The sequence below is a fragment of the Legionella spiritensis genome, from assembly GCF_900186965.1.
Lineage (GTDB): Bacteria > Pseudomonadota > Gammaproteobacteria > Legionellales > Legionellaceae > Legionella_C > Legionella_C spiritensis.
Genome location: NZ_LT906457.1, coordinates 1,201,171 through 1,222,210, shown reverse-complemented (window position 1 = coordinate 1,222,210; position 21,040 = coordinate 1,201,171). Strand labels below are relative to the sequence as shown.

Here is a 21,040-nt window from a genome sequence, read left to right as displayed (position 1 = left end):
TTAAAGGTTATAGAGCATCATTAATGAATAGGATAGGTCGGGATATCGCTTTAAGTTGTGAGGACTTGTCGAAAGAGTTTTACATTATTGATGATCAATTAAACTGGCGGATAATCTTCCGGGATAAGATGAAACAATTCAATTCTTTCAAAGCCCTCCATAATATTAGTCTGGATATTCCCAAGGGAAAATTTGTCGGTATCCTTGGACGAAACGGAGCCGGAAAAAGCACTCTTTTAAGAGTGCTCGGCGGCGTCTACGCCCCGACAACAGGCGTGGTCAAAGTATCCGGTGATGTGAGCAGCCTGTTTGAAATGGGTGGGTTAGGCAACAACCAGTTAACCGGTTATTCCTATGCCAGCCGCTTTCTGGAAATCTATGGCATTGATAAAACACGTCGCCAGACCCTTATTGAAAACATCAAGGAATTTTCCGAACTGGGAGATGACTTTCATAACCCCATGTATTCCTACTCATCCGGCATGTGCGCCAGACTTTTCTTCGCCACGTCAACAGAACTCCAACATGAAATTTATCTGGTTGATGAACTGCTGTCGGTTGGTGATGAGCATTTTCAGGCCAAATGCTGGAAACGCCTGCGTGAGCGATTCACCAACGGGGCATCGGGCATTCTGGTCACTCACGATTGGACGGCTGTGCTTAAGCTCTGTGAAACCTCTTATATTCTTGATAAAGGCCATGTTATTTCCAGCGGTCCATCTGAAAATATCGTACAGCAATACTTAAACCTGCCGGTTCCCACAAAAGAATACGCTGAAATCATCAGCAACCCGAACGGCTACACTATGGAAAGTGGCGAGGACTGCGAAATTAAATTTGCTATAGACCTGAAGAAACCGGTACCTCTGGCAGTCAATTATTCCATAGAGTTATTCCGAAGCGGTTATGGATGGGAGTTGATTTTGCTTAATGAAAACTATGTCACACTGGATTGTCACCCCGGCCTTAACCACGTCATAATAACCATTAAAAAACTGCCGCTGGTCACCGGAGACTATTATTTAAACCTGTTTTTAAAATCCCTGGATAGCAACGTAGACAGTTTACAATTGGATGGCCGCAGCTGGACTTACGGAAATGGCATAAAAATTCAGGTAAAGGGGGAACCTTCCCGAGCTATGATCAAGTTACCCTGGCGAGAAGATGTGAAGAGGCCCTCTCATGCAAACGCCTGAAATTGAAATCATCCGCTTATCAAAAATATTTTATCGCCGTCTGCACGACGTACTCCATAATAAAAATACGAATAATGAGCCTTCCGATGGACAGGATAAAGTCGCTCTCAACAATATTAATCTGACGCTGCAATCCGGTGAAACAGTCGGCATTATCGGACGCAATGGCGCAGGAAAGTCGACATTACTGTCCATAATTGCCGGAATTGCCAGCCAGACCCACGGTAAAGTCAATATCATCGGCAAGGTAACGGCTGTCATGACGCTTGGTATCGGCTTGCGAGAAGATCTGACCGGACGAGAAAATATTTATCTGGATGGTGAAATCCAGGGGAAATCACGTGAGGAAATGAACAGTGTCATTGATCGTATCATTGCATTTTCCGAACTGGATGACTTCATAGACAAACCCATAAAAACCTATTCCACCGGTATGAAATCCCGACTTGCGTTTTCGATGCTTGTCGAAATTGAACCGGAAATTTTAATTATTGATGAAGCGCTGTCAGCCGGAGACGTCTTTTTTGCCAACAAGGCAACAAAAAAAATCAGGGAAATTTGCAAGAAAGGAAAAATTGTCATACTGGTTTCCCATTCCATGGGAACTATAGAGTCCATGTGTACTCGCTGCCTGTGGATGGAAAAAGGGGAAATCATCATGGATGACGCCCCTGATAAAGTCACAAAAGCCTATTTGCAGAAAATCAGGGAGGAAGACGAACAGGCCGAAATCAAGCAATACCAACTGGCAACTTGTGATACCCTGGAGCAAGCCGGGTATAAAATTATCAATGCGGAATTAAAACTCTCCGGCAGTGATTATGCTCAAAATCTTTTTTACACCAAAGACAGTTTCGTCATGGATATAACTATTCAACAGGTCTTGCCCAGCAATGCCCGATTGACAGTTATCATCGAGCGTATTGATGGGTTAACCCTCCATCATCAGGACTACGAGTTGCAAACCCTGTCTGCAACGAAAGAGAGTGAAACGTTCATCCTGCAACTCGCACTCGAATCACTCGTTTTCAACAAAGGTTATTATCAGTTGAAGCTTCAAGTGTGTGAAAATGATGCCATTACAAGTCGTTTTTCCCGTTTTTTTGAGATCAGAAACAATCATATACCCAGTGGCGGATTTCCATTGCTCGACTATCCGGCACAAATAACGTTAGCCAAAGAGGATTTTCCGGTATGTTCGGATTCGATAGAACTGATTACAGAATGATTTTTAATTTCTTTAAAATCAATCTTAAAGATCGATATCTTGCCTCCACCCTTGGTGGTATATGGGCCATACTTAATCCCATTATTATGCTAAGCATTTTCACGTTTATATTCGGATTTGTCTATCGCGCCAAATTACCCGGAGCAAGCACGACCTTATCATACGTGGTCTGGCTTATCAGCGGTTACGGTCCCTGGCTTGCCATCAGCGAGGGATTGCTCAATTCTTCAAACTCCATTATTTCAAATACAGGCATTGTTAAAAACATGGCGCTTAAAACGGAAATACTACCTGTTTCATCCGTTTTAATTTCAATCGTGCCACTGATTGTCAGCCTGTTTTTTCTGGCTATCATTATGTTTTTTGACGGAAACACCCCAACACTGGAAGCTCTCATGGTGATCCCGGTGATTTTAATTATGTATTTTTTTATGTTCGGGCTAGGATTTTTTCTTTCTGCAATAACTGTCTTTTTAAGAGATTTGGCTATTGTATTACCCAACATACTAATGATGATTCTGTTTGTTTCACCGATTTTTTACACATTGGAATCTATGCCGAAACCCATTCGTATGGCCTCTATGATCAACCCGTTTTATATTCTGACAGAAGGTTTCAGGCAACCGCTGGTATACCATACGATACCTGCTAATTTACTCTGGAGTTTACTCTATGTTTTAATCCTGGCTTCGTTATTCTATTTTTCAGGCTTGAAACGATTTAGAAAGGTAAAAGGATATTTTACTTCTGTTATATAAAAAGTTCTGGCATGAAAATATGACCAATTAATTATATTTAATAAATCTGGATTTTGCTCTCACCATAGTCATCGCAGCTTTGAACCCTGACACAACAACAGAGCACGTTCTTGTGTGATTTTAAAGCAGAGCCACGCGGATAACGCACGGTTATGGTTAGCAATTCCCTTATCACCGCTTCATCCTTATCTATTGCCGGCTGATAGTAGTAAGCTGTATTGACCTAAACGATGCGTAAGTTCTCCGGATAGCTCAGCATCTAAGCCTCGACGCTTTAGCTGTTTAAAAAACTCAGTGAAGTCTTCTTGCGTTTTACACGTCTTGGCTATTTCCTGGGCCAATTCATCTATATCATGAGTCATAGTTTGTCTCTTCTTTAATGCCTGTCTGAAAATAGGCGATTATATACTTGACCTTTCCCCCAAATTATTTACAGACCCTGGAATTTACTTACACAATTTCAACTGATTATCTTGTTTTTTAATTTACGCAACAATGGATTAAATATCTTGATTTTACGGGTAGTAATTAATTTTATTTTTCTTAATACCATATTAGAGTTTAATCTCATAGCAATCAAAAAAATTATCTCGGAAATTGGCGACTTAGTTGCTGGTTCTGTGCTGACTAATTCCGTATTTATCAAATTCTTCTCTTCTGATATTTTTTCTTTAAATAACCTATTTTCCAGTTCTTCAACGTTATAAGGTACCTTACTGACACCCTCAACATTAAGGTTACGCCCTTTTGGGATAAAAGAATCAATAGTTGAGTCAACTAGCTTAACAAAGGTACGATAACTATATTTTCCGCTGGCGATAATATCCTCATAAGCGCGACATGTTAGATCAAGTAAATATTTGTCATCATTCACTTTAGATAAGACATCATTAATGTTAGAGAAATCTTTTTTGAGGGGAATAAAATGCTTATATGGCTCTATGACACCAGAATATTCACCTTCAAATAAAATTAATGCAGTATGCAAACAAATTGCTTCAAAAATTTTAGGTGATATTTGATTCATTTTTACTTGGCCATCATTTTCCTTTAAAAATAAATTGTATATTTCTTGGTAATCAGCACCAGGATTATTAGCCAAATAATTAGCCACATCCACATGCAAATCCCCATGAAAATCTATAACATTCGATCCACTTTCAGTACCAAGAGTTGCTTTCGCCGATGCAATGAACTCGTACCATGAACCACCATAAATTCGCTTGGAGTCATCCCACTCGATATCCTCCTTGATATTGTTTTCCAAGCATATTTCCTTCATTTTTTTCCCAATGAATTCTTTTTCCTGGCCAAGATCACCATACCAAAATGGCAAACTTCGTCCGCGATATGCTATGACAACTTCTCTTTTATTTAAGGGCATAACTGGGTAGTCGACAAGCTCATCAGGTACATAACCTGTTAGATTATTGATAAAATGGACATTTGGCAGTTCTTTACTCGGGTATACTTGCCTAATGTATTTTTCAGGCACACAAGTAAAAACAACCTGAACACCTAAATCTTTCAACCAGTTTATAGCAATATTCGTAGTATCATATTCATCCTGAATAAATGCGATTTTTAAACCACCGTAATTCATTAATAACGATCTTACGCGCTGAGAAATAGTCCAATTACCATCCTTAAGCGATAATCTTAAAGAATAATGAATAATTATTGCATCAAAACAGAATAAATCAGGTACTATATCCAAGTCTTCTGTTGCACTAGCATAGAAAACATTATGACTAGAAAATTTACCATAACTTTCAAGATGTGTTTTTATGGTATTTATGTGCAAGCTTTTAGATTCATATAAGAATAATATATTAGATTTACCAGATATTTTAGTTATGCGATTTGTTATATTGTCCTTTATACCTTCAATTAATTTCTGAAATTTTTTATCGTATGAATTTTGAGAAGCCAGTTCAGCTGATTTATTAAGAAAGTAACTGTCATGACTCCGTATTTCAGCCAACAATATCTGATTAACAAATTCATCCACATTATCAGCAAACAGAAAAACATCTTCATACTTATAAAGTTCTTCAATAGGTGTGCTAACAACAGGGAGTGAACAGGCTATGTATTCAAATGCTTTTAAAGGAAATGATCTGTATAAATAATCTGTTTTTTTAAAAGGAATAAGACCTATAGTTGCTTGATGAGCCACTTCTCTTAATTCCTCTGGAGTTAACAATCCAAGATATTCAACATTGTCATTAGCCAGGACTCTATTCCACTCCTCACTTTCATTTAGAACTTTCCCGCAAAATTGAAATGTCCATTCAGGCAATTTTTTCACAACGCCGTTTAATAACTCAAAATCTAATTTATCAAAAATATTACCTTGATAAAAAGCAACTTTACCTTTTCCATATTCTTTTTTAACGTCTGATTTTTTTTCATTATAAAACTCAAAATCGCACCCATTAGTAATTAGTCGAACTTTATCTTTCCATTTTATATTTTTATTTAAAAGACTAGACATTACTCCAGATGATACACAGATTACTTCATCAACAATGTTAATTACAGAAACCAATGAATTTTGAAAATAAATTGGTAAAATGGCTTGATATTGAAGAGAAAAATAGTCTTCAGTAGCATGAAAAATTTTATAAGGAGAATATAATTGTCTGACTATATTTAGCAAATAGGGATTATATATCCATAACAAGGGAGCAATAATATTTTTAGAATTCAAGGCGTTAATTATTAATTCAGATTGCAATTGGCTATAATAATTACTATACACATGCAAAACAACCACATTATCTAACTCGGTTTCTTCATAATGGAATGTTTCTTCATCCAGATCAGGCTGTATGAAAATAACCGGCAAATTCTTTGCAAATCTCGAAGCATAATGATACCGATTGCTTCTAAGCTCCGTTTTCCAATTGGAGCCTGTTAACATTACCACAGCATCAATTAGATCATTTATTCCATTATCTTTAACCATTTCATAACTCTCTCAATAAGGAAAATAATCCTGCAGCAGCAATCTTCCTTTTCATCTTATTTAAAAATATTCTTTTAAATTATTATGACTTGTGTATCAAATAACAGGCATCTATGCCTGCAACATCATTTTCATATAATGGACACCCATGTTGATCAAAACTTAATGATAATAAAAAATCGCGATGTTGTTTAGGGAATCTCAAATCCATTATTGCATCGAATCGCTTGGGCAACAATGATAATTCAAATATTGAGATTGCTGCACCTAAAAAATTGCAGGACAATCCTATTTCACTACAAATAGATATAAATTCATCGGGTTTAAAAACATAAGATGTAGGGCAATCTGGACCATCTGTGGTTTTACTAAAAACGTGCTCGATCGCTTCATTTTGGCCGATATTTTCAACTATTTGTTTTATATAAGCCACATATAAATGCAACCATATGCTATTGTAATTATAAACCATAATCTTTATAGTTCCATCCGGCTTTAATATTCTTTTGAACTCCTTTAAGACTTCGAGGTAGTTTGGAATATGATGCAAGACTCCGGAGGAATGTATATAATCTACAGAATTATCTTCAAATGGTAATCGCTTGTCATTTGCACTTATCTGGATTAAGTCCGCATTAATGCCATGCAAATTTAATCGTGATTTTGCTTCTTCCAAAGAGGTAGTAGAAACATCCAGTCCATATAATTTTTTTGGTTTTGAATAATGTCCGAGTCCTACCAAATCGTGCCCTGGGCCACACCCATAATCAATTATAACTTGATCGTCATATCCTTCGGTAGACATCAAAGTATCATATCTATAATATTGAGAATTTCTCCAGCTCAGATATTGTAGAGATTCATCAACTGTTGAAAATTTATGATGATTCGTAACATTATGACCCACCCAATATTCAGCATCTTTATAGCTTACAAGCATTTCTAAAACTCCGTTTTTTTATATTTAAATTATTATAAAATAACATTATGATTTTTTTAACAATAGCACGCTCAAATTATGAATCATTTACTAACCTGAGTTTATAGATAATTAACTTTAATAATCATATGATTAAGAAAAATCAAAACAACTAACTGCCGTTTTGTTTTTCATTTCACCCCACCGTTTGTAAATAAATTCACGCCATTCACGACCTCCTGAAGTTTGTACATTTATACCAAAACATTCATTCATCCATTGGACATCAGGAGCAGGAAAGCCCAATTTATCAACACGACTTCGAACTTGTTCTGGAATAACTCCTTTCAGGGCTTCTCTTAGTACTGCTTTCGTATATCCGTTTCTGACTCTAAAATTCGCAGGCAATGATAAAACGAACTCGACTAATTCCATATTAAGAAATGGAACTCTTGATTCAATAGAGAACCTCATTGAGTTTCTATCTTCATAACGAAGTAATTGTGGAATATTCGATTCACAAAGAAGATTTTCTAATTGTTCTTCAAAACTATTGAAATTATCGGATATTTTATACAGTCGAGATGCCATTTCATCTTTATAGAAATTATCAATTTTTTTATTATGGCAATATTTGTTATTCCATTTAATACTATTCTTTATCGCTGAAATTATTTTATTTTTAGCATCAAACTGAATATTCATATCCTTAAACGCCAGCAATTCCCTAGTCAAGGAAATAAATTTTCCATTTTTTGCTAATTCATCAAAATAAACAGGTATATAGCCAATATATCCAGCCAACATTTCATCGGCGCCCTGACCATCTAATACAACCTTTACCGTTGTTTCTTTAATTTTTTTAAAAACACAATATTGCGCAAATATACTCATGCTACCAAACGGTTCGTCTTGAGTCCAAAGCAGATCTTGTAATGAGTTCTTAAATAAAGTTTTAGTTGGCTCCGTAAAATAGGCTTTCGCTTGGGTATGATTGATCACCTCCTGAGCCCATTTGGTTTCATCAATATGTTGGTAGAGAGGATATTGGGAAGTAAAGGTTGTAAATTTATCACTATTTAATAAGCGAGTACCCATACAAACAATCGCCGAAGAATCTATACCGCCACTTAGGCAAGCTCCAACAGGTACGTCACTCCTTAGATGCAATTGCAGGGAATCTATAAAAAGCTCTCTTAGTTTTTTTGCTGCTTGTTTAAATGACAATGAATAGTTAATAGTAGATTTAGGTTTCCAATATCTTGTTAAATTTAACTGGGTGTGATTCTGATTAAGATTTATTACAGCAAAATGTGCGTGGGGAAATCTTTTAATATTTTTATAAAATGTCCATTCATCCCTTTCCAGATAACCATAATCTAAAAAGAGTTGTGAAGATATTTTGTCTTCTTCCTTAAAATGATCTGACAAAATAGTTAGTGCTTTAGGCTCTGAAGCAAAATAAAAATGGCCATGAAAAAAACCATAATACAAAGGTTTAATAGCGAATGGATCACGGGAGATAATCACTTTATTTTGTTTAATGTCAAATAATATAATTGCCCACATACCTCTAAGCTTAAGGAAACAATCGTCACCCCAATGCCGATATGCCTCTATAAGTACTTCTGTATCAGAAACAGTTGAAAATTTACTCCCCATTTTTATGCAATCATCTTTTAATTCCTTATAGTTGTAAATTTCTCCATTAAAAACAACTATGTATTGTTTATCGAATGACATCATTGGTTGATTGGCAGCATTACTTAAATCAATGATTGATAGGCGCTTGTGTCCAAGATAAACTTTTTTACAATCAGAATTCCATAGTCCAGTGCCATCAGGCCCCCTATGGTGCAGCATTTCATTCATTTGTTGAATTTGATTAAACAACGCTGAATTTGTGTTTGTTGTATTAATTATTGCTACAATACCGCACATATTAAATTTTAACCTAAGAATAATATAGAAAAGGAATCATACGCTTGAACATATAAATTTTCCGAAATTTGCGATTTTGAGGATAAGCATCCATTCTTCCGTAAAAACCAGATAAGAAATTTATGACATCCAAGAAATAACTGATTCGTTCGGACTCAAAACAAACCAAAGATAAACTAGCGCGACAGCACATTGTTCTCTATATTAAAACATGCTTGCAAAAAAAAATCACTCATATAATCAAAAAACTATTTTTGCGTGAAATGTTTTCTTTTTAACCTTGGAGATAAATAAGAGGCATAACGCTTAAAGCCTTTGAACAAGTTCATAAGTTTGGTTGATAATGAATATTTTCCATCAAATAATATTTGAAATCCATTAACTATAATAAATCTTAATTCCGTTATAGAACGTCTACTCAAATTAAGAATATTATTTTTTGCAATATTTGCCTTTATGCAAGTATCAACAACGGAGCTATTCTCATATCGCTCGGTCTTAATTAGCTCAAGAACTTCACTCATCACAATATTTGCAAACTGGTGCTGGCTGTACTCGTTGGATTCTATCAGAGTAGCATAAGTTCTATCCGCCAATTGTTGTAAAAATTGATAATCCTTAAGTTTTTCACAAACCTCTTCCATATTGGAAAAGTCTTTTTCCAGTTTGATGTAATGAATATCCGGTTTACAAACACCACTGTATTCACCCGGAAACAGAATCATGGGCGTTTTCGTCGCGGCCGCTTCAAAAACACGGGGTGACACTGCGTTATATAATATCTTGCCGTCGTAGGGTTTTAATACCTGTTCATACACTTCAGGAAAATCGGCGTTTTTATGTCTCCTGAGATACGCGTTGGTTTGCTTTTCAATGGAGCGGTCAAAATCCCAGATGCTGGCTCCGCTTTCCGTGCCCAAAACCGCTTTGGAATTTTTTAGCAGGGTCAGCCAGGCGTCACCATAAACCCTATCCGATTCCTCAAGACTAATATCCAGCTTTAAATGTTTGTCAGCGGCTTTCCTGACGAATTGCTCGGCGATAAACTGTTTTTCATACGCAAGGCTCCCCAGCCAGTAATCGCAACGCCTGCCGCGATAGGAGACGTCAATAGGTCTTTGGGCAATATCAGGTGATGACCACTGCTTCATATTCTCTTGCACATATCCGGTTAAAACCGTTACTTTTTTTAAACCGCACAACCTGGGATCCGGATAGGCTTTCGCAATAATGCTCTGGTTAACCAACGTGAACAACAGATTAAATTTCAAGGCGTACAAATAATCCTGAACCTGATTAACCCGCTGATATTCATCCTGCAAAAATAAAAATTTAACGCCCGAGTACTCGGAAATTTTTCGCTTCAAACCGGCCGACAAATAGTAGTGGTTATACGGTTTTATAGAGTAATGAATTCCAATGGCGTCAAACAGGGATAAATCGAGTTTATCCACAGTCTTGCAAACCAAAGGATTGATTACATGCCAATGAACCCTGTCACCTGAAGTTATGGCCTGGATATGATCCTGCACAGCAGCCGTGTGGTGTGTCGTATCGGCAAGGAATAAAACATTAGGTTTGTTACTCATAAATAAAAGGTACCTTTTCTTGGCAAGAGGACAGCGCAACAATTCTATTTTATCAGTTTGTATATCCTTCGCTTAATGGCACGGGCAGTGAAGTCCGGTCTCAGCACCGCTTTAGTCAATAAACGCAGGGATGGCGGCAATTTTTGGTAGGTGTTTAATGCGGCTTTAAACAATTTGCCTTTCAGGGAAAAATAATTGCAGTCTTTTACAAATCGTTCGGCCGTATACGCGTTTCTGACCTGCATTTTTGCCCGTAATTGAAATTCCCGGGTAATCATGCCATCTACGTATTCTATAAACGTCTTGTACGTGTGTTGAGGACTTTCCGCTATTTCTTTATACGCTCTGTCTACCATATCCTGCAGATAATCATCATCCTGCAATCTGGCCAGAACATCCTCGATGTTGCTGAAATCTTTTTTTAACGAAATATAGTGGCGATCCGCCTTGAGTACCCCGGAATATTCCCCTTCATATAACACCAGTGCCGTTTTTAAGGCAATGGCTTCAAAACAACGGGGTGAGATTTGATTAAGTTTGTATTTACCTTCGTAATCCTTCAGATACAAATCCTGCACCTCGTGAAAGGTCGCCTTTGGATGCGTCAACTGATAATGATCAATCATTTTTTCCAGATCGCCTGTAAAATCCATCACGCTGGCACCGCTTTCAACTCCTAAAGTCGCCTTGCAACTGCTCAAAAACTCAATCCATTTTTTACCGTATATTCTGTCTCGTTCATGGTAGGAAACATCCGAACGAATACCTCGTCCTTGCGTATGCTGTTTCCAGTGCTCGGCAATACTCCATTTTTCATAACCCAGCTCACCGTACCAGAAGGACAAGCAGCGCCCTCTGTAGCCGACATGAATCGGTCTGTCTTTGATAGCGGGTTGCTCGGAAAAGGTCAGCAATCGTTCAGGAATATAACCGGTCAAATTATTGTATTTGGCCACTTTCGGCAAAGCTTTTGGGGAATAAATCCGATCCATTTCCTCATTTGGAAAACAGGTAAACAAAACATCAACATCCAGGTATTGCAACTGCTCGATCATGTGATTGATTTGCCGGTATTCGTCCTGGACAAAAATGATTTTTAAACCCTTGTATTCTCTCAGGCGAGTCTTGGCCTTTAACGACAGGTAATTATTATTTAGAATACAAAGCGAATAGTGAATGATGATGGCGTCAAATTTGTTTAAATCGAGCTTGACGCTGATATCGCCCATATTGGACAGCAGCCAGATTTTATGGCCGGAATATTGTTCAAACGCTTCAATATGATCAATGATAGTGTTGGCGTCATTTCCTACATTCGGCTTATTACATAATAAAAGAATATTTAATGTCATATTGTCTTCATCACGTTAATTAAAAAAACTCGGGTTTCATTATTTATTCAGTCATTGATAAATTTTTTGCAATTCCAGGCTGTTCTTTAAAGCCAATTCCTTTATGAAATAAATAATGGAGTATGGATAATCCCGGTACATCGTCCTGAGTCATCTTAAACGATTCGTCCTGTAAAGGATTATAATTTTGGTAACGTAGTCTTATGTTGTGCTCTGTAAACAGATTGTCATTCTGATAACCATCGGCTCCATTGCCGCACAGGTAGGTATCTGCGCCCACTTGCTTGATTAATTCGATTAGCAGTTCCGTTGAGTGGCTTTGATGTACAAGTTCGGATTGCCTGATAAATCGAGTACTGACATTCAGGTGTTCAGCCAGTGTGGTAATCACATGCATATTATACTCAGCCAGCGAATCGGTCTCATTATTCAAAAGCGGCTCAACAAATTCCATAACCTCCTGGTAATAAGGCGCCTTCCTGTAGTTATGTTGTAATGAGGATTTAAGCTTGCCCAGATGATAGGTTTTGTTGGAGAAATAAACATGTTTAATGAATTGCACACCGGATTGCTTTTGAATCGGCAACCCATACCAGGCCGGTTGCCCGGCATTCATTAATTTCACTCGGTTACACCAGGAACCGGAACCGCTGCCGCTTTTAGGATAAGCAACCTCGTCAAGAAAAATGAACACATCAGCCTGACGTATCTTGTCAAAATACCCCAGCCAGGGGAAAAAATTGGGCTGATGAATGGCACAGATGGTCATAAATATCCTGTATCGTCCTGTAACTATCGCGTTCCGGCGCATGAAGATAACATATAATAGCAAGAAACTGAATTTTATCCATGTTTGTCATGCACGGAGAACATGATCAACAAATGCTGAAATATCTGGTAGGATGAGCATCACGAATTTATTATACAATACGGTTATGCCTGATAATCTGATAACCCTTCGCTCGCCGGCGCAGGAAGACAGTGAAAACTATTTTAAATGGATTAATGACCGGGAATTAGTACTGCTCAATGGTAATTACAAACCCGTTTTAAAAAAGGATCATGAACAATGGTTCATGCGGACTATGTTAAACGACGAGAACAAAACGTTTTCAATCATCGCCAATAAAGACAACAAACTCATTGGTACCTGCTCTCTTCGAAATATCAATCCCGCACACAAAAACGCGGAGCTGCAAATAAGAATTGGCGATCGCAATTATCATGGCCGAGGTTATGGAAGTGAGGCCGTTAGCAAACTGGTTGATTTCGGATTTCATCAATTGCATTTAAAAAGAATATACCTGCATGTTTTTTGTCATAACGTACGGGCAATAAAAGCGTATCAAAAAACAAATTTTCAGATTGAAGGCATACAAAAAAAGGCCGCTCTCATCAACAACGAGTTTGTTGATGTGGTTTTGATGGCCAGGATTAATGAGAACAACTTATTTTGATGACTGATACCGGTCATGAAGTTGTTACATCTATAGGGTCTATCGTGATGACACACCCTGATAAGACAGCGAAATTGATTAATTTATAGTGGTTCAAGAAGTTTCTGTTGACGCTTGAGTGCTTGCCAGAATGTACGTCCTTTACTGAATAATGCGTCATATATCATTTCATATCGTTCCGCACAAGCTTCCTGACTATGCCATTTTAAAGCATATTGTCGACTTTCCTTGCCAATGGCCCTTCTTAACTCCGAATCAATCACCAGCTTTTTTAACTCATCATAAACGGACTGTTCCGTCGCTGAAACAATGGGACACTCCTCTATTGAATGCAGCCTGTCTTCTTTTTGATACTCAAATTTGTTCATATAACACAGGACTGGTTTACCTAACATCATGCCCTCTCTGGCTGTTGCACCATAACGGCCAAAATTTAACTGATCGACAATAATATCCGCTTGAGCCTGATAGTACCTGATAACAGTATTCGGTTTGTTGGAAAAGAAAATAAGGCGAATGTTATGACCTTCGTTTTTCAAGCGATCGATGGCTTCAAACACGTAGGGAGTACCCTTGATATTTCTGGTATCCGAGCTTCTGATGTTAAGGTTTCCCACAGCGTGATAAACAAGAATTTCACCGTCTTTTTTCTCAATAATGTGCTCATCGGGAATTTTCATCTCGGGAGCCCAGACATCGGGATCCATACATAGCGTCACCGGTTCGCGAAAGACATGATTCCCGGATTGCATGTAATCAAGCGCCGGCAACGTCTCGGCAAATATCAGATCACAATATCGTTGAACCTTTCTTCCCCAATTTAAATTTTTCGTGTCATTGCAGACATCCTGATTATCCTGCCATATACAACGATCACAGACACTCATACCATTATCACATTTCGACCATTTGGAAATGGAGCTTTGTGCAATACCGCTATTACACCCACTGATGGTATAGGCAATTTTTTTATTTAACCGTTTCCACTCCAGAATATCCCCTGGATTTTCATCAAAACAATCTTCAGGAAAAAAAGACAAATACCCGTCACCGGCAAAATGCATTAACTGAAATCTTTTTTTCGCTTTCTTAAAAAAAGTACAAATATTGTCTTTAAATACGATCGGATCCTCGTCATACAAATTAATATCTTCACCATGATAAAAATTTGCGTTAGCCCCATTCTCAGGCTCCAGATTGACAACAATGGCATCCCAACCTCGTGCACGCAATGCTTTGGCCAAATAATAAAAATGATAATAGCTATGTCGATAGAACACGACACTTCGGCGCTTTTTAAATAGCTTGCTTAATAATCTCATGTTTAAAACATTACCCCAGATTCAATCGACCATAGTGTATCAATGCTTGGTCATAATTAGAAATACTGCTGTTCATTCTCTTACTGGCATAATCAACCACTTTTTCCCTGGGTAACATTTCATGCTCGGTCCACCAGCCGGGGTGTAATAAAACCTGGAGCTTGTTAATATTCTCATCCAACAGAACCTCTTCCAGTTTTCTGTACCGCCAGTAACCATTGGAATCCGAACAGTAATCCACTTCATTTTTAAAGTAATGCGAATAGGTATTTGTCATACCCGCATAGGAATCATCTTCAAAACTCATGGTAAATTCATTGGTATTATGAAAGGAAAAAACTTGTATTTTTATATTTAAAATACTTTCCAAAATAGACTTTTCAAAATCAAGCCAATATGTCAATTGCTCCAATTTTTTTATATCGTAATAATGTATATCAAAATGCAATCCGATAGAGTGGTTTAAAGACAATATTTCCTTCATTATCTGCAAGGAGTAACTATCCAGAGCATTGTAGAATTCATTATGAAGATGAATAAAAAACGTTGATCGTACCGACATATCTTTTTCAATTCTGGCAATGTTTACGGCATGTTCGAGAGAAAAATCAATATCATGCCTTAATAGTAAAAATCTGTCTTTACCATAAATGCTTGAATAATCGGCAAACTCAAATCTTCTTTTCGCAATATCGATTAATCGCTTATAGGATTTAAAAGTAAATTCCGAAGGATTGTATTCATACATAATTTTACAAACACCTTATATTTTATCTGGTTTTACTGGATAGGAGGAACCAACTCAATTCGCTTGTTTATTTTTTCTTTCATGTAATCCCAGCGTTTATATTCATCCAATATTTTTTCTACTCGCGCTATTTCTTCCTCAGTTGGACGCAACAACCGGGTTGTCTCTTCAAGATTATTCGAGTTGACCAGATATAGATTGTTTACAATCATCCTACTAAGATATTCACCACGCCGTGTATGGTGCGTATCCCACCAGTTTTGGGGATCTGAAACAAATGCCATATCCAGATTCAAATCGATATATTCCCCGATTTTCAGCATTTCCTCACGATATCGTTCATACGTTTCTCCTAATCCCATAAAATATTTTAAAGCCAGAGTGGTTCGGTATACCGGGGTCGCTACAAATTGAAGTTCGATTCCCAGATTTTCGGCGTCTTCCTTAAATTGTTTAATCAACTCAAACCCCTGATTTAATGAATCAGGATTTTTAAATCGTTCGCTGTTATAGTAGTGAGGATCAATAGACATAGCCGCAATATAATCGGCCAGCACGTCATCAAAAACATAATTGGACCGGTTCAAATAATGCAGTTGTGTACGCCTGCCATCATTAAAAAATAATTTTGTATTATTGGAACCTTGTTTCATTAAATGAATAAAATAATGCCATGAATCCTTCAAAGCCCTTTTATTAAGATATTGATAAAAAACATCAATAAAAAAATTGTTGTATTTTACCATGTTTGGTTTAAATTCAAGCTGAAAGCCTCTGGCAGGATTCAAGGCATAAAAAGTATAAAAAAATATGATTTTTCTGGGTTTTTTGTCGAAAAGCAGGCGGCCATAAGCTAAATGCTCTTTTATATTGGAGCTTTCGACACCCATAAAAAATATATTTTTATAATGGTTTAAAAAGGTTTTTTTATCATAATAATTAATAGCTGAAGAACCTAGCAACCCCAGATCAACATTTTTATGTTGCTTTAAAGCATTATAATGATGCCACGTATAGTATGGTAATCGCTTTTCTTCCGTTCTGCCTCGATATAAACCATAAGGATCCAGCAATATTATGAAAACGAATAAAGCGACAAATGCGATTAACAATAAGAGATATATCATAAACACCGCTAAATTTTGTTGATAATTTTACCCAAACATCAGGTTCTATTGACATTTCATATGTGCGAAACAAAGTATCAACACACTGCAATATCTTCAGGATGATCAATTTCACCCCACGCCTCAAAATTGGCAACAGCCTTAATGTTTACTTGTTTAACTATTAAATGTTGTAAGAAAGATGTCATGTCAATAGTTGTGAAAGGGACAGTATTATCCATAAAATAATGACTTAGAGTATTTTTATTAAACTTTAACAACCCCATATATTGACCCTGAATATCCGCAACAAAATCGGTTTTTCGACCAATTTCAACAAGATATTTCCGTTCATCAAGACGAAACGTTTCCGCGTCATCCAAAGGATTTGCAAACCGCTTGCTCCATAACTCATACCAGTTTGGATCATAGGCAATAGCAATATCGTCATCACAGGATATAAGATTTTGTACAATTTGAGAACCATAAAAAATATCTGAATAACTGACAATACAATTATCTTCATCAAGCCATGGTCTTGCACACATTAAAGACCAGACCATATTAGTCTGCGCCCATTCCTCGTTATGAAAAAAATGGTTTCCATATTTCTGCAAACAAATATCACGATAGCCAGTCACAATAGCAATTTCTTTAATACCTGCCTCAGTTAACGCATTAATCTGATGTTCTATCAGGGGTCTTCCATTTACTACCGTCAGGCATTTAGGTTGTTCATCGGTCAGCTTACCCATGCGACTGCCGCGTCCTGCCGCTAAAATAATTGCTCTCATGACATATCCGGAAATTGAAATTGCTTGATATCAAGTAAGGAATTATACGCTACAAAAAAATTATTTCTGACATCGCACTTATTGTAACGCGGTTCTTCTTGTGTCTTTAAATCTATTATACGACAAGACGCTTCCTTAATGATTAACTGCCCGGCTGCGGTATCCCACTCCTTGGACCCTTCAAATCTCGGATAAATGTCTATCAATCCCAACGCCATGCGGCCAAATTTAATCGCAGCACCAATTGCATAAGTATTTGTCAAGCCATTCAGGCTCATAAAATCATCCGTTAACTGTGAGTGATGAAATCGACTGGTTGCTACAACAATGTCTTGGCGATCAGTTCGCTGCAACACAGGCCCAAAATATTCAAATCCCTTATTTTTTTCTGCATAATAAAGTTCATTTAATACTGGTGCGTAGACTATACCCAACACCGGTTCCCGGTCTTGAATCAAAGCAATATTGATACAAAAATCATCCAGTTCGTTAATAAATTCCTTGGTACCATCAAGCGGATCAATCAGCCAGAATTCATGCCAATCTTTACGCATGTCAAAATCAATTGGATGCTCTTCAGATAATACAGGGATATTTTTAATCCGGGGCAAGCAGGATGTTAAATGCTCATGAGAGACCCGATCAGCCTCTGTTAACGGAGAGGCATCTATTTTCATTGCAAAGGTCTTGTTTCCATGAAACCCGGTAATTCGATTTCCTGTTTCTTTTATCAGCCGGATAAGTTCGTCCTTCATGATTGAAAATGATCCTTGAAAAGTCTGATGTCTTCCTCTGAAAAAATATGTTCGCGTTCGGGGTGCCACATAATACCTCGGATAGGTAAGGAAACATGAGATACGGCTTCGATCACCCCATCTTCAGCTCTGGCATCAATAGTCAGACTCTCCGAGGAATCTCGTGCACCATATTCATGATAACTGTTCACATTTCGATCCGGACCTGCAGCAAACCGTACATTATGGCGCACAGCCACATGATTTGCCACGGGAAATAAAGAAACATCAAAATAGGCTTGCATCATTTGCATACCTCGGCAGACACCAAGTACCGGTTTTTTCTCATAAACCGCATAATCCAGCAACGTTTTTTCCAGTTCGTCCCTTTGTGGTGAATCACCACCGAGGGTGGACAGCGAGTTTCCTCCGCTTAAAATAATTCCGGACAGATTCATTTCCGATAACAACGCCATAGAAGTATTATGGTTAGGAATTAGGACAGGAAACAAACCACAGGCACGCAAAAAAAGATACCATCGCTGATCGAGGGCATCACGATATTCATTAATGTGCTGATGATGCTCTACTCTCATGGTGACACCAATCAATTTCAATGTAATACCTCTACTCGCTGGTTACAACAGTCGATATGAATCCTGGAAGCAGATTTCCACTCATTATAAAGCTTGTCACCGGAACCAATGACCGCTGGTAATCCTAATTCGCCCGCACGAATAGCCATGTGCGAATTAACACCTCCGTATGCGGTAATAAAACCGGCAATACCATGGGTAAATACCCAGTCAAATCCGGGATCGGCACTGGGAATAAAAATAATGGCGCCATTCATTTTAGCAGGATTGGACAAATCGGTGACCACCGGCGCTGTTAACGATTTTCGAGTAACAAAATTAGGCCTGTTTTCCGGCAAATGAAAACTCTCCACATCATCGCCGGTCACAATGAGGGGTGGCAGAATAACCTGGCTTGAAATATTATATTTTCCTTTATTGGATTTTATATTTTTTCTTAGTTCATCAAGACAATCCCAGGACGTTGAATAATGCTTTAAAATATCCTTGATATCAACAAACGAGATATCCTCTGCTTCCAGATTATTTTGCAAACCGAATTTCTTTAAAAGTGACAGAACATCACTTATCGTTTTTGTAAAAATAAATTTGGAATATTCGCGCCCTTCTATTGCAGATTTCATAAAATTAAACAAGCCAACCACGTTATGGTTAAGACCGTGTTCTTCCAATAAACATTCGATTTGCTTCATTTGCGTGAGTGATAATTTAAAGCTCTCTTTCTGATGACAAGTATTTTCTTTTACTTTATCCCAGTCAAAATATACATCAGGCGCCTCATCATATCGAGGAGATAATATGTCATAGGTTCCCGGTCTTAAATGACCATATTTTTGCAGAAAATGCTCCCGATCAAGGAGATGCAGATCCCTTGTCATTTTAGAACTGACGGAATCAAGACTGTTCAAGAATGATAGGCGCTCGTCTGGACTCAGAATACCAACTGATACCATGGAGTTTAAAAGTTGTATAGCAATAAAACCGGCACGGGCCAATCCTGCAAACGGCAAGGTTCCGTATCGCTTACAATCTTCAATCAACCAATATATTTTTGTGATGTCGTCAAAAGATTCATTAAAAAAGATAAGTTCATGCCTTTTCTTAAGTTCCTCGATCTTTTCAATGTCCTTGAGCCACAGCCCTTGATCACGATGAATGATATGATTGGTAAGACTCTTAAGCGCGTTGACTATTAAATGAATTTCGGATTCTTCAAAATTAAAGTCCTTCAACTTTTGAATTCGTTCGAACAAATCAAAGGTATAGCATGAAAATACCACGTCGAATTCAACCTTATCATGCAAATAAGGCTCTTGTTCCAATCGATCCAGATAGTAATTAACCAGCTTTTCCGCAAGCCCGTCATCCAGTTCCTTCGGAATAAAAGAATTAAAACTCACACGAACATCAATATAAGGCAGCCCCATTAAATCAATTAGCAGAGGAAAACTACGCAGATTTATATATCCGTAATTATCTCTTTGATACGCCCAGGTGCTGTCGGTAATCAGTTCCTTATAAAGACTTAAGGCCAAAGGCTTTGGTCTGATCCCTATGATTTCTGCAGGATTCCAGTCAGGCATAACACCCAATATAGTCCTTGTGCCGTGTAAATAGGGGTGCTCCATACTCAGGTGATGAAACTTGTTTTTAATTTCCGCTAAGAGATTCGTCTGATTTATTGTCTCACAGGTGTTTTTTATTATAAGGGGTCTGGCCTGAAGCAGGTAAAGCCGATCATGGGTATCATAAGCAAACTCTATATCGAGATTTGAATTATCAAGTATTAACTCAAGATCAATCGCCAATTGAATGAGTTTTGCAATTCTTGAATCCGGTATTTTTCGACATGTCCTTGCAAGCACATAAGTCTGTCCGGATATGGCACCGGAAGTCACCAGCGTCGTATCACTGACCAACCCGTAATTAATGATGTAATAAGGAGCACCATTATTAGGGTCTTTGGTAAACAACACTCCGTTCATACTAACGTGCTCAAGCATGGGTTGAACCAGAACTTCGTCGTGACGCTCCTGATTCGGCCCGTAAGATGCAATGACTTTCTCCACAGCCTCGGGAAGCTCTGCCATGGACACATTTAAAATGGATTCGTATTTTCCCGAGTTAGAGGTGAAAAGCTGATCTTCCGTTTTTGAACTGCTTCTGACGATAAAGTTAGTGGATTTGGGTAACTGCTTTGCAACAGACTGTAGGCAAAACACCTGATTATCCCGCCATTGCCCGACAGTAAAGAAAACAAGATCCAAAATCTCCGCGTCCTTAATTCGATTTTTTAAATAACTCAAAACACCAGCTTTTGAAGTCATTA

The 21,040-nt window shown here is 37.7% G+C and carries 17 protein-coding genes and 1 pseudogene; 4 read left to right on the top strand and 14 right to left on the bottom strand.

The window, feature by feature from the left end; genetic code table 11:
- The first annotated feature begins 23 nt into the window (after window positions 1-23).
- From CKW05_RS05620 to CKW05_RS05610, 3 genes are read left to right on the top strand one after another with little or no spacing between them, the layout of a single operon-like run.
- Window positions 24-1,196, top strand: a complete 1,173-nt coding sequence (locus CKW05_RS05620; protein WP_065238408.1) for an ABC transporter ATP-binding protein — start codon at window positions 24-26, stop codon at window positions 1,194-1,196.
- Window positions 1,183-2,424 (top strand): ABC transporter ATP-binding protein, encoded by a 1,242-nt coding sequence (locus CKW05_RS05615; RefSeq protein ID WP_058483767.1) that lies wholly within the window; start codon window positions 1,183-1,185, stop codon window positions 2,422-2,424. The genes CKW05_RS05620 and CKW05_RS05615 overlap by 14 nt, the downstream gene beginning before the upstream one ends.
- Window positions 2,421-3,182 carry an ABC transporter permease gene (locus CKW05_RS05610; RefSeq protein WP_197697353.1) on the top strand — a complete coding sequence of 254 codons (762 nt, stop codon included), beginning with the start codon at window positions 2,421-2,423 and terminating at the stop codon, window positions 3,180-3,182. Before CKW05_RS05615 ends, CKW05_RS05610 begins: the two co-directional genes overlap by 4 nt.
- 221 nt (window positions 3,183-3,403) lie before the next feature.
- Here CKW05_RS05610 and CKW05_RS15300 read toward each other — a convergent pair.
- The 7 genes and pseudogenes from CKW05_RS15300 to CKW05_RS05580 all read right to left on the bottom strand — a co-directional run.
- A pseudogene (locus tag CKW05_RS15300) lies at window positions 3,404-3,544 on the bottom strand (IS256 family transposase); the annotation flags it as partial.
- Between the two features lie 98 nt (window positions 3,545-3,642).
- Entirely contained in the window at window positions 3,643-6,153 is a 2,511-nt protein-coding gene (locus CKW05_RS05605) for a glycosyltransferase (protein WP_058483769.1), read from the bottom strand.
- 82 nt (window positions 6,154-6,235) lie between these two features.
- Complete coding sequence (locus tag CKW05_RS05600) at window positions 6,236-7,093, bottom strand: class I SAM-dependent methyltransferase (protein WP_058483770.1); 858 nt, start codon at window positions 7,091-7,093, stop codon at window positions 6,236-6,238.
- 132 nt (window positions 7,094-7,225) lie between these two features.
- The gene (gene asnB, locus CKW05_RS05595; protein WP_058483771.1) at window positions 7,226-9,013 is read right to left on the bottom strand and encodes an asparagine synthase (glutamine-hydrolyzing); all 1,788 of its coding nucleotides are present in this window, start codon (window positions 9,011-9,013) and stop codon (window positions 7,226-7,228) included.
- A gap of 248 nt (window positions 9,014-9,261) precedes the next feature.
- The gene (locus CKW05_RS05590) at window positions 9,262-10,602 is read right to left on the bottom strand and encodes a hypothetical protein (protein WP_058483772.1); all 1,341 of its coding nucleotides are present in this window, start codon (window positions 10,600-10,602) and stop codon (window positions 9,262-9,264) included.
- 44 nt (window positions 10,603-10,646) lie between these two features.
- Window positions 10,647-11,954, bottom strand: coding sequence for a hypothetical protein (locus CKW05_RS05585; RefSeq protein ID WP_058483773.1), 1,308 nt, complete (start codon window positions 11,952-11,954; stop codon window positions 10,647-10,649).
- Between the two features lie 43 nt (window positions 11,955-11,997).
- Window positions 11,998-12,723, bottom strand: a complete 726-nt coding sequence (locus CKW05_RS05580) for a WbqC family protein (RefSeq protein WP_058483774.1) — start codon at window positions 12,721-12,723, stop codon at window positions 11,998-12,000.
- 133 nt (window positions 12,724-12,856) lie between these two features.
- Between CKW05_RS05580 and CKW05_RS05575 the strand changes: the two genes are divergently transcribed.
- Window positions 12,857-13,411, top strand: coding sequence for a GNAT family N-acetyltransferase (locus CKW05_RS05575; protein WP_058483775.1), 555 nt, complete (start codon window positions 12,857-12,859; stop codon window positions 13,409-13,411).
- An 83-nt stretch (window positions 13,412-13,494) separates the two neighbouring features.
- Here the strand turns inward: CKW05_RS05575 and CKW05_RS05570 are convergent, their stop codons facing one another.
- The 7 genes from CKW05_RS05570 to CKW05_RS05540 form a co-directional block, all read right to left on the bottom strand.
- Window positions 13,495-14,733: a glycosyltransferase gene (locus CKW05_RS05570; protein ID WP_058483776.1), complete on the bottom strand. Its 1,239-nt coding sequence runs from the start codon at window positions 14,731-14,733 to the stop codon at window positions 13,495-13,497.
- A gap of 10 nt (window positions 14,734-14,743) precedes the next feature.
- Window positions 14,744-15,481 (bottom strand): polysaccharide deacetylase family protein, encoded by a 738-nt coding sequence (locus CKW05_RS05565; RefSeq protein ID WP_058483777.1) that lies wholly within the window; start codon window positions 15,479-15,481, stop codon window positions 14,744-14,746.
- A 32-nt stretch (window positions 15,482-15,513) separates the two neighbouring features.
- Entirely contained in the window at window positions 15,514-16,608 is a 1,095-nt protein-coding gene (locus tag CKW05_RS05560; RefSeq protein WP_058483778.1) for a hypothetical protein, read from the bottom strand.
- A gap of 77 nt (window positions 16,609-16,685) precedes the next feature.
- A complete protein-coding gene (locus tag CKW05_RS05555; RefSeq protein ID WP_058483779.1) occupies window positions 16,686-17,381 on the bottom strand; it encodes a phosphocholine cytidylyltransferase family protein in 696 nt (231 codons plus the stop codon).
- The gene (locus tag CKW05_RS05550) at window positions 17,378-18,058 is read right to left on the bottom strand and encodes a 3'(2'),5'-bisphosphate nucleotidase CysQ family protein (RefSeq protein ID WP_157737711.1); all 681 of its coding nucleotides are present in this window, start codon (window positions 18,056-18,058) and stop codon (window positions 17,378-17,380) included. The genes CKW05_RS05555 and CKW05_RS05550 overlap by 4 nt, the downstream gene beginning before the upstream one ends.
- A gap of 74 nt (window positions 18,059-18,132) precedes the next feature.
- Window positions 18,133-18,711, bottom strand: coding sequence for a gamma-glutamyl-gamma-aminobutyrate hydrolase family protein (locus CKW05_RS05545; RefSeq protein ID WP_133141185.1), 579 nt, complete (start codon window positions 18,709-18,711; stop codon window positions 18,133-18,135).
- A gap of 17 nt (window positions 18,712-18,728) precedes the next feature.
- The gene (locus CKW05_RS05540) at window positions 18,729-21,038 is read right to left on the bottom strand and encodes a PEP/pyruvate-binding domain-containing protein (protein ID WP_058483782.1); all 2,310 of its coding nucleotides are present in this window, start codon (window positions 21,036-21,038) and stop codon (window positions 18,729-18,731) included.
- Window positions 21,039-21,040 lie beyond the last annotated feature (2 nt).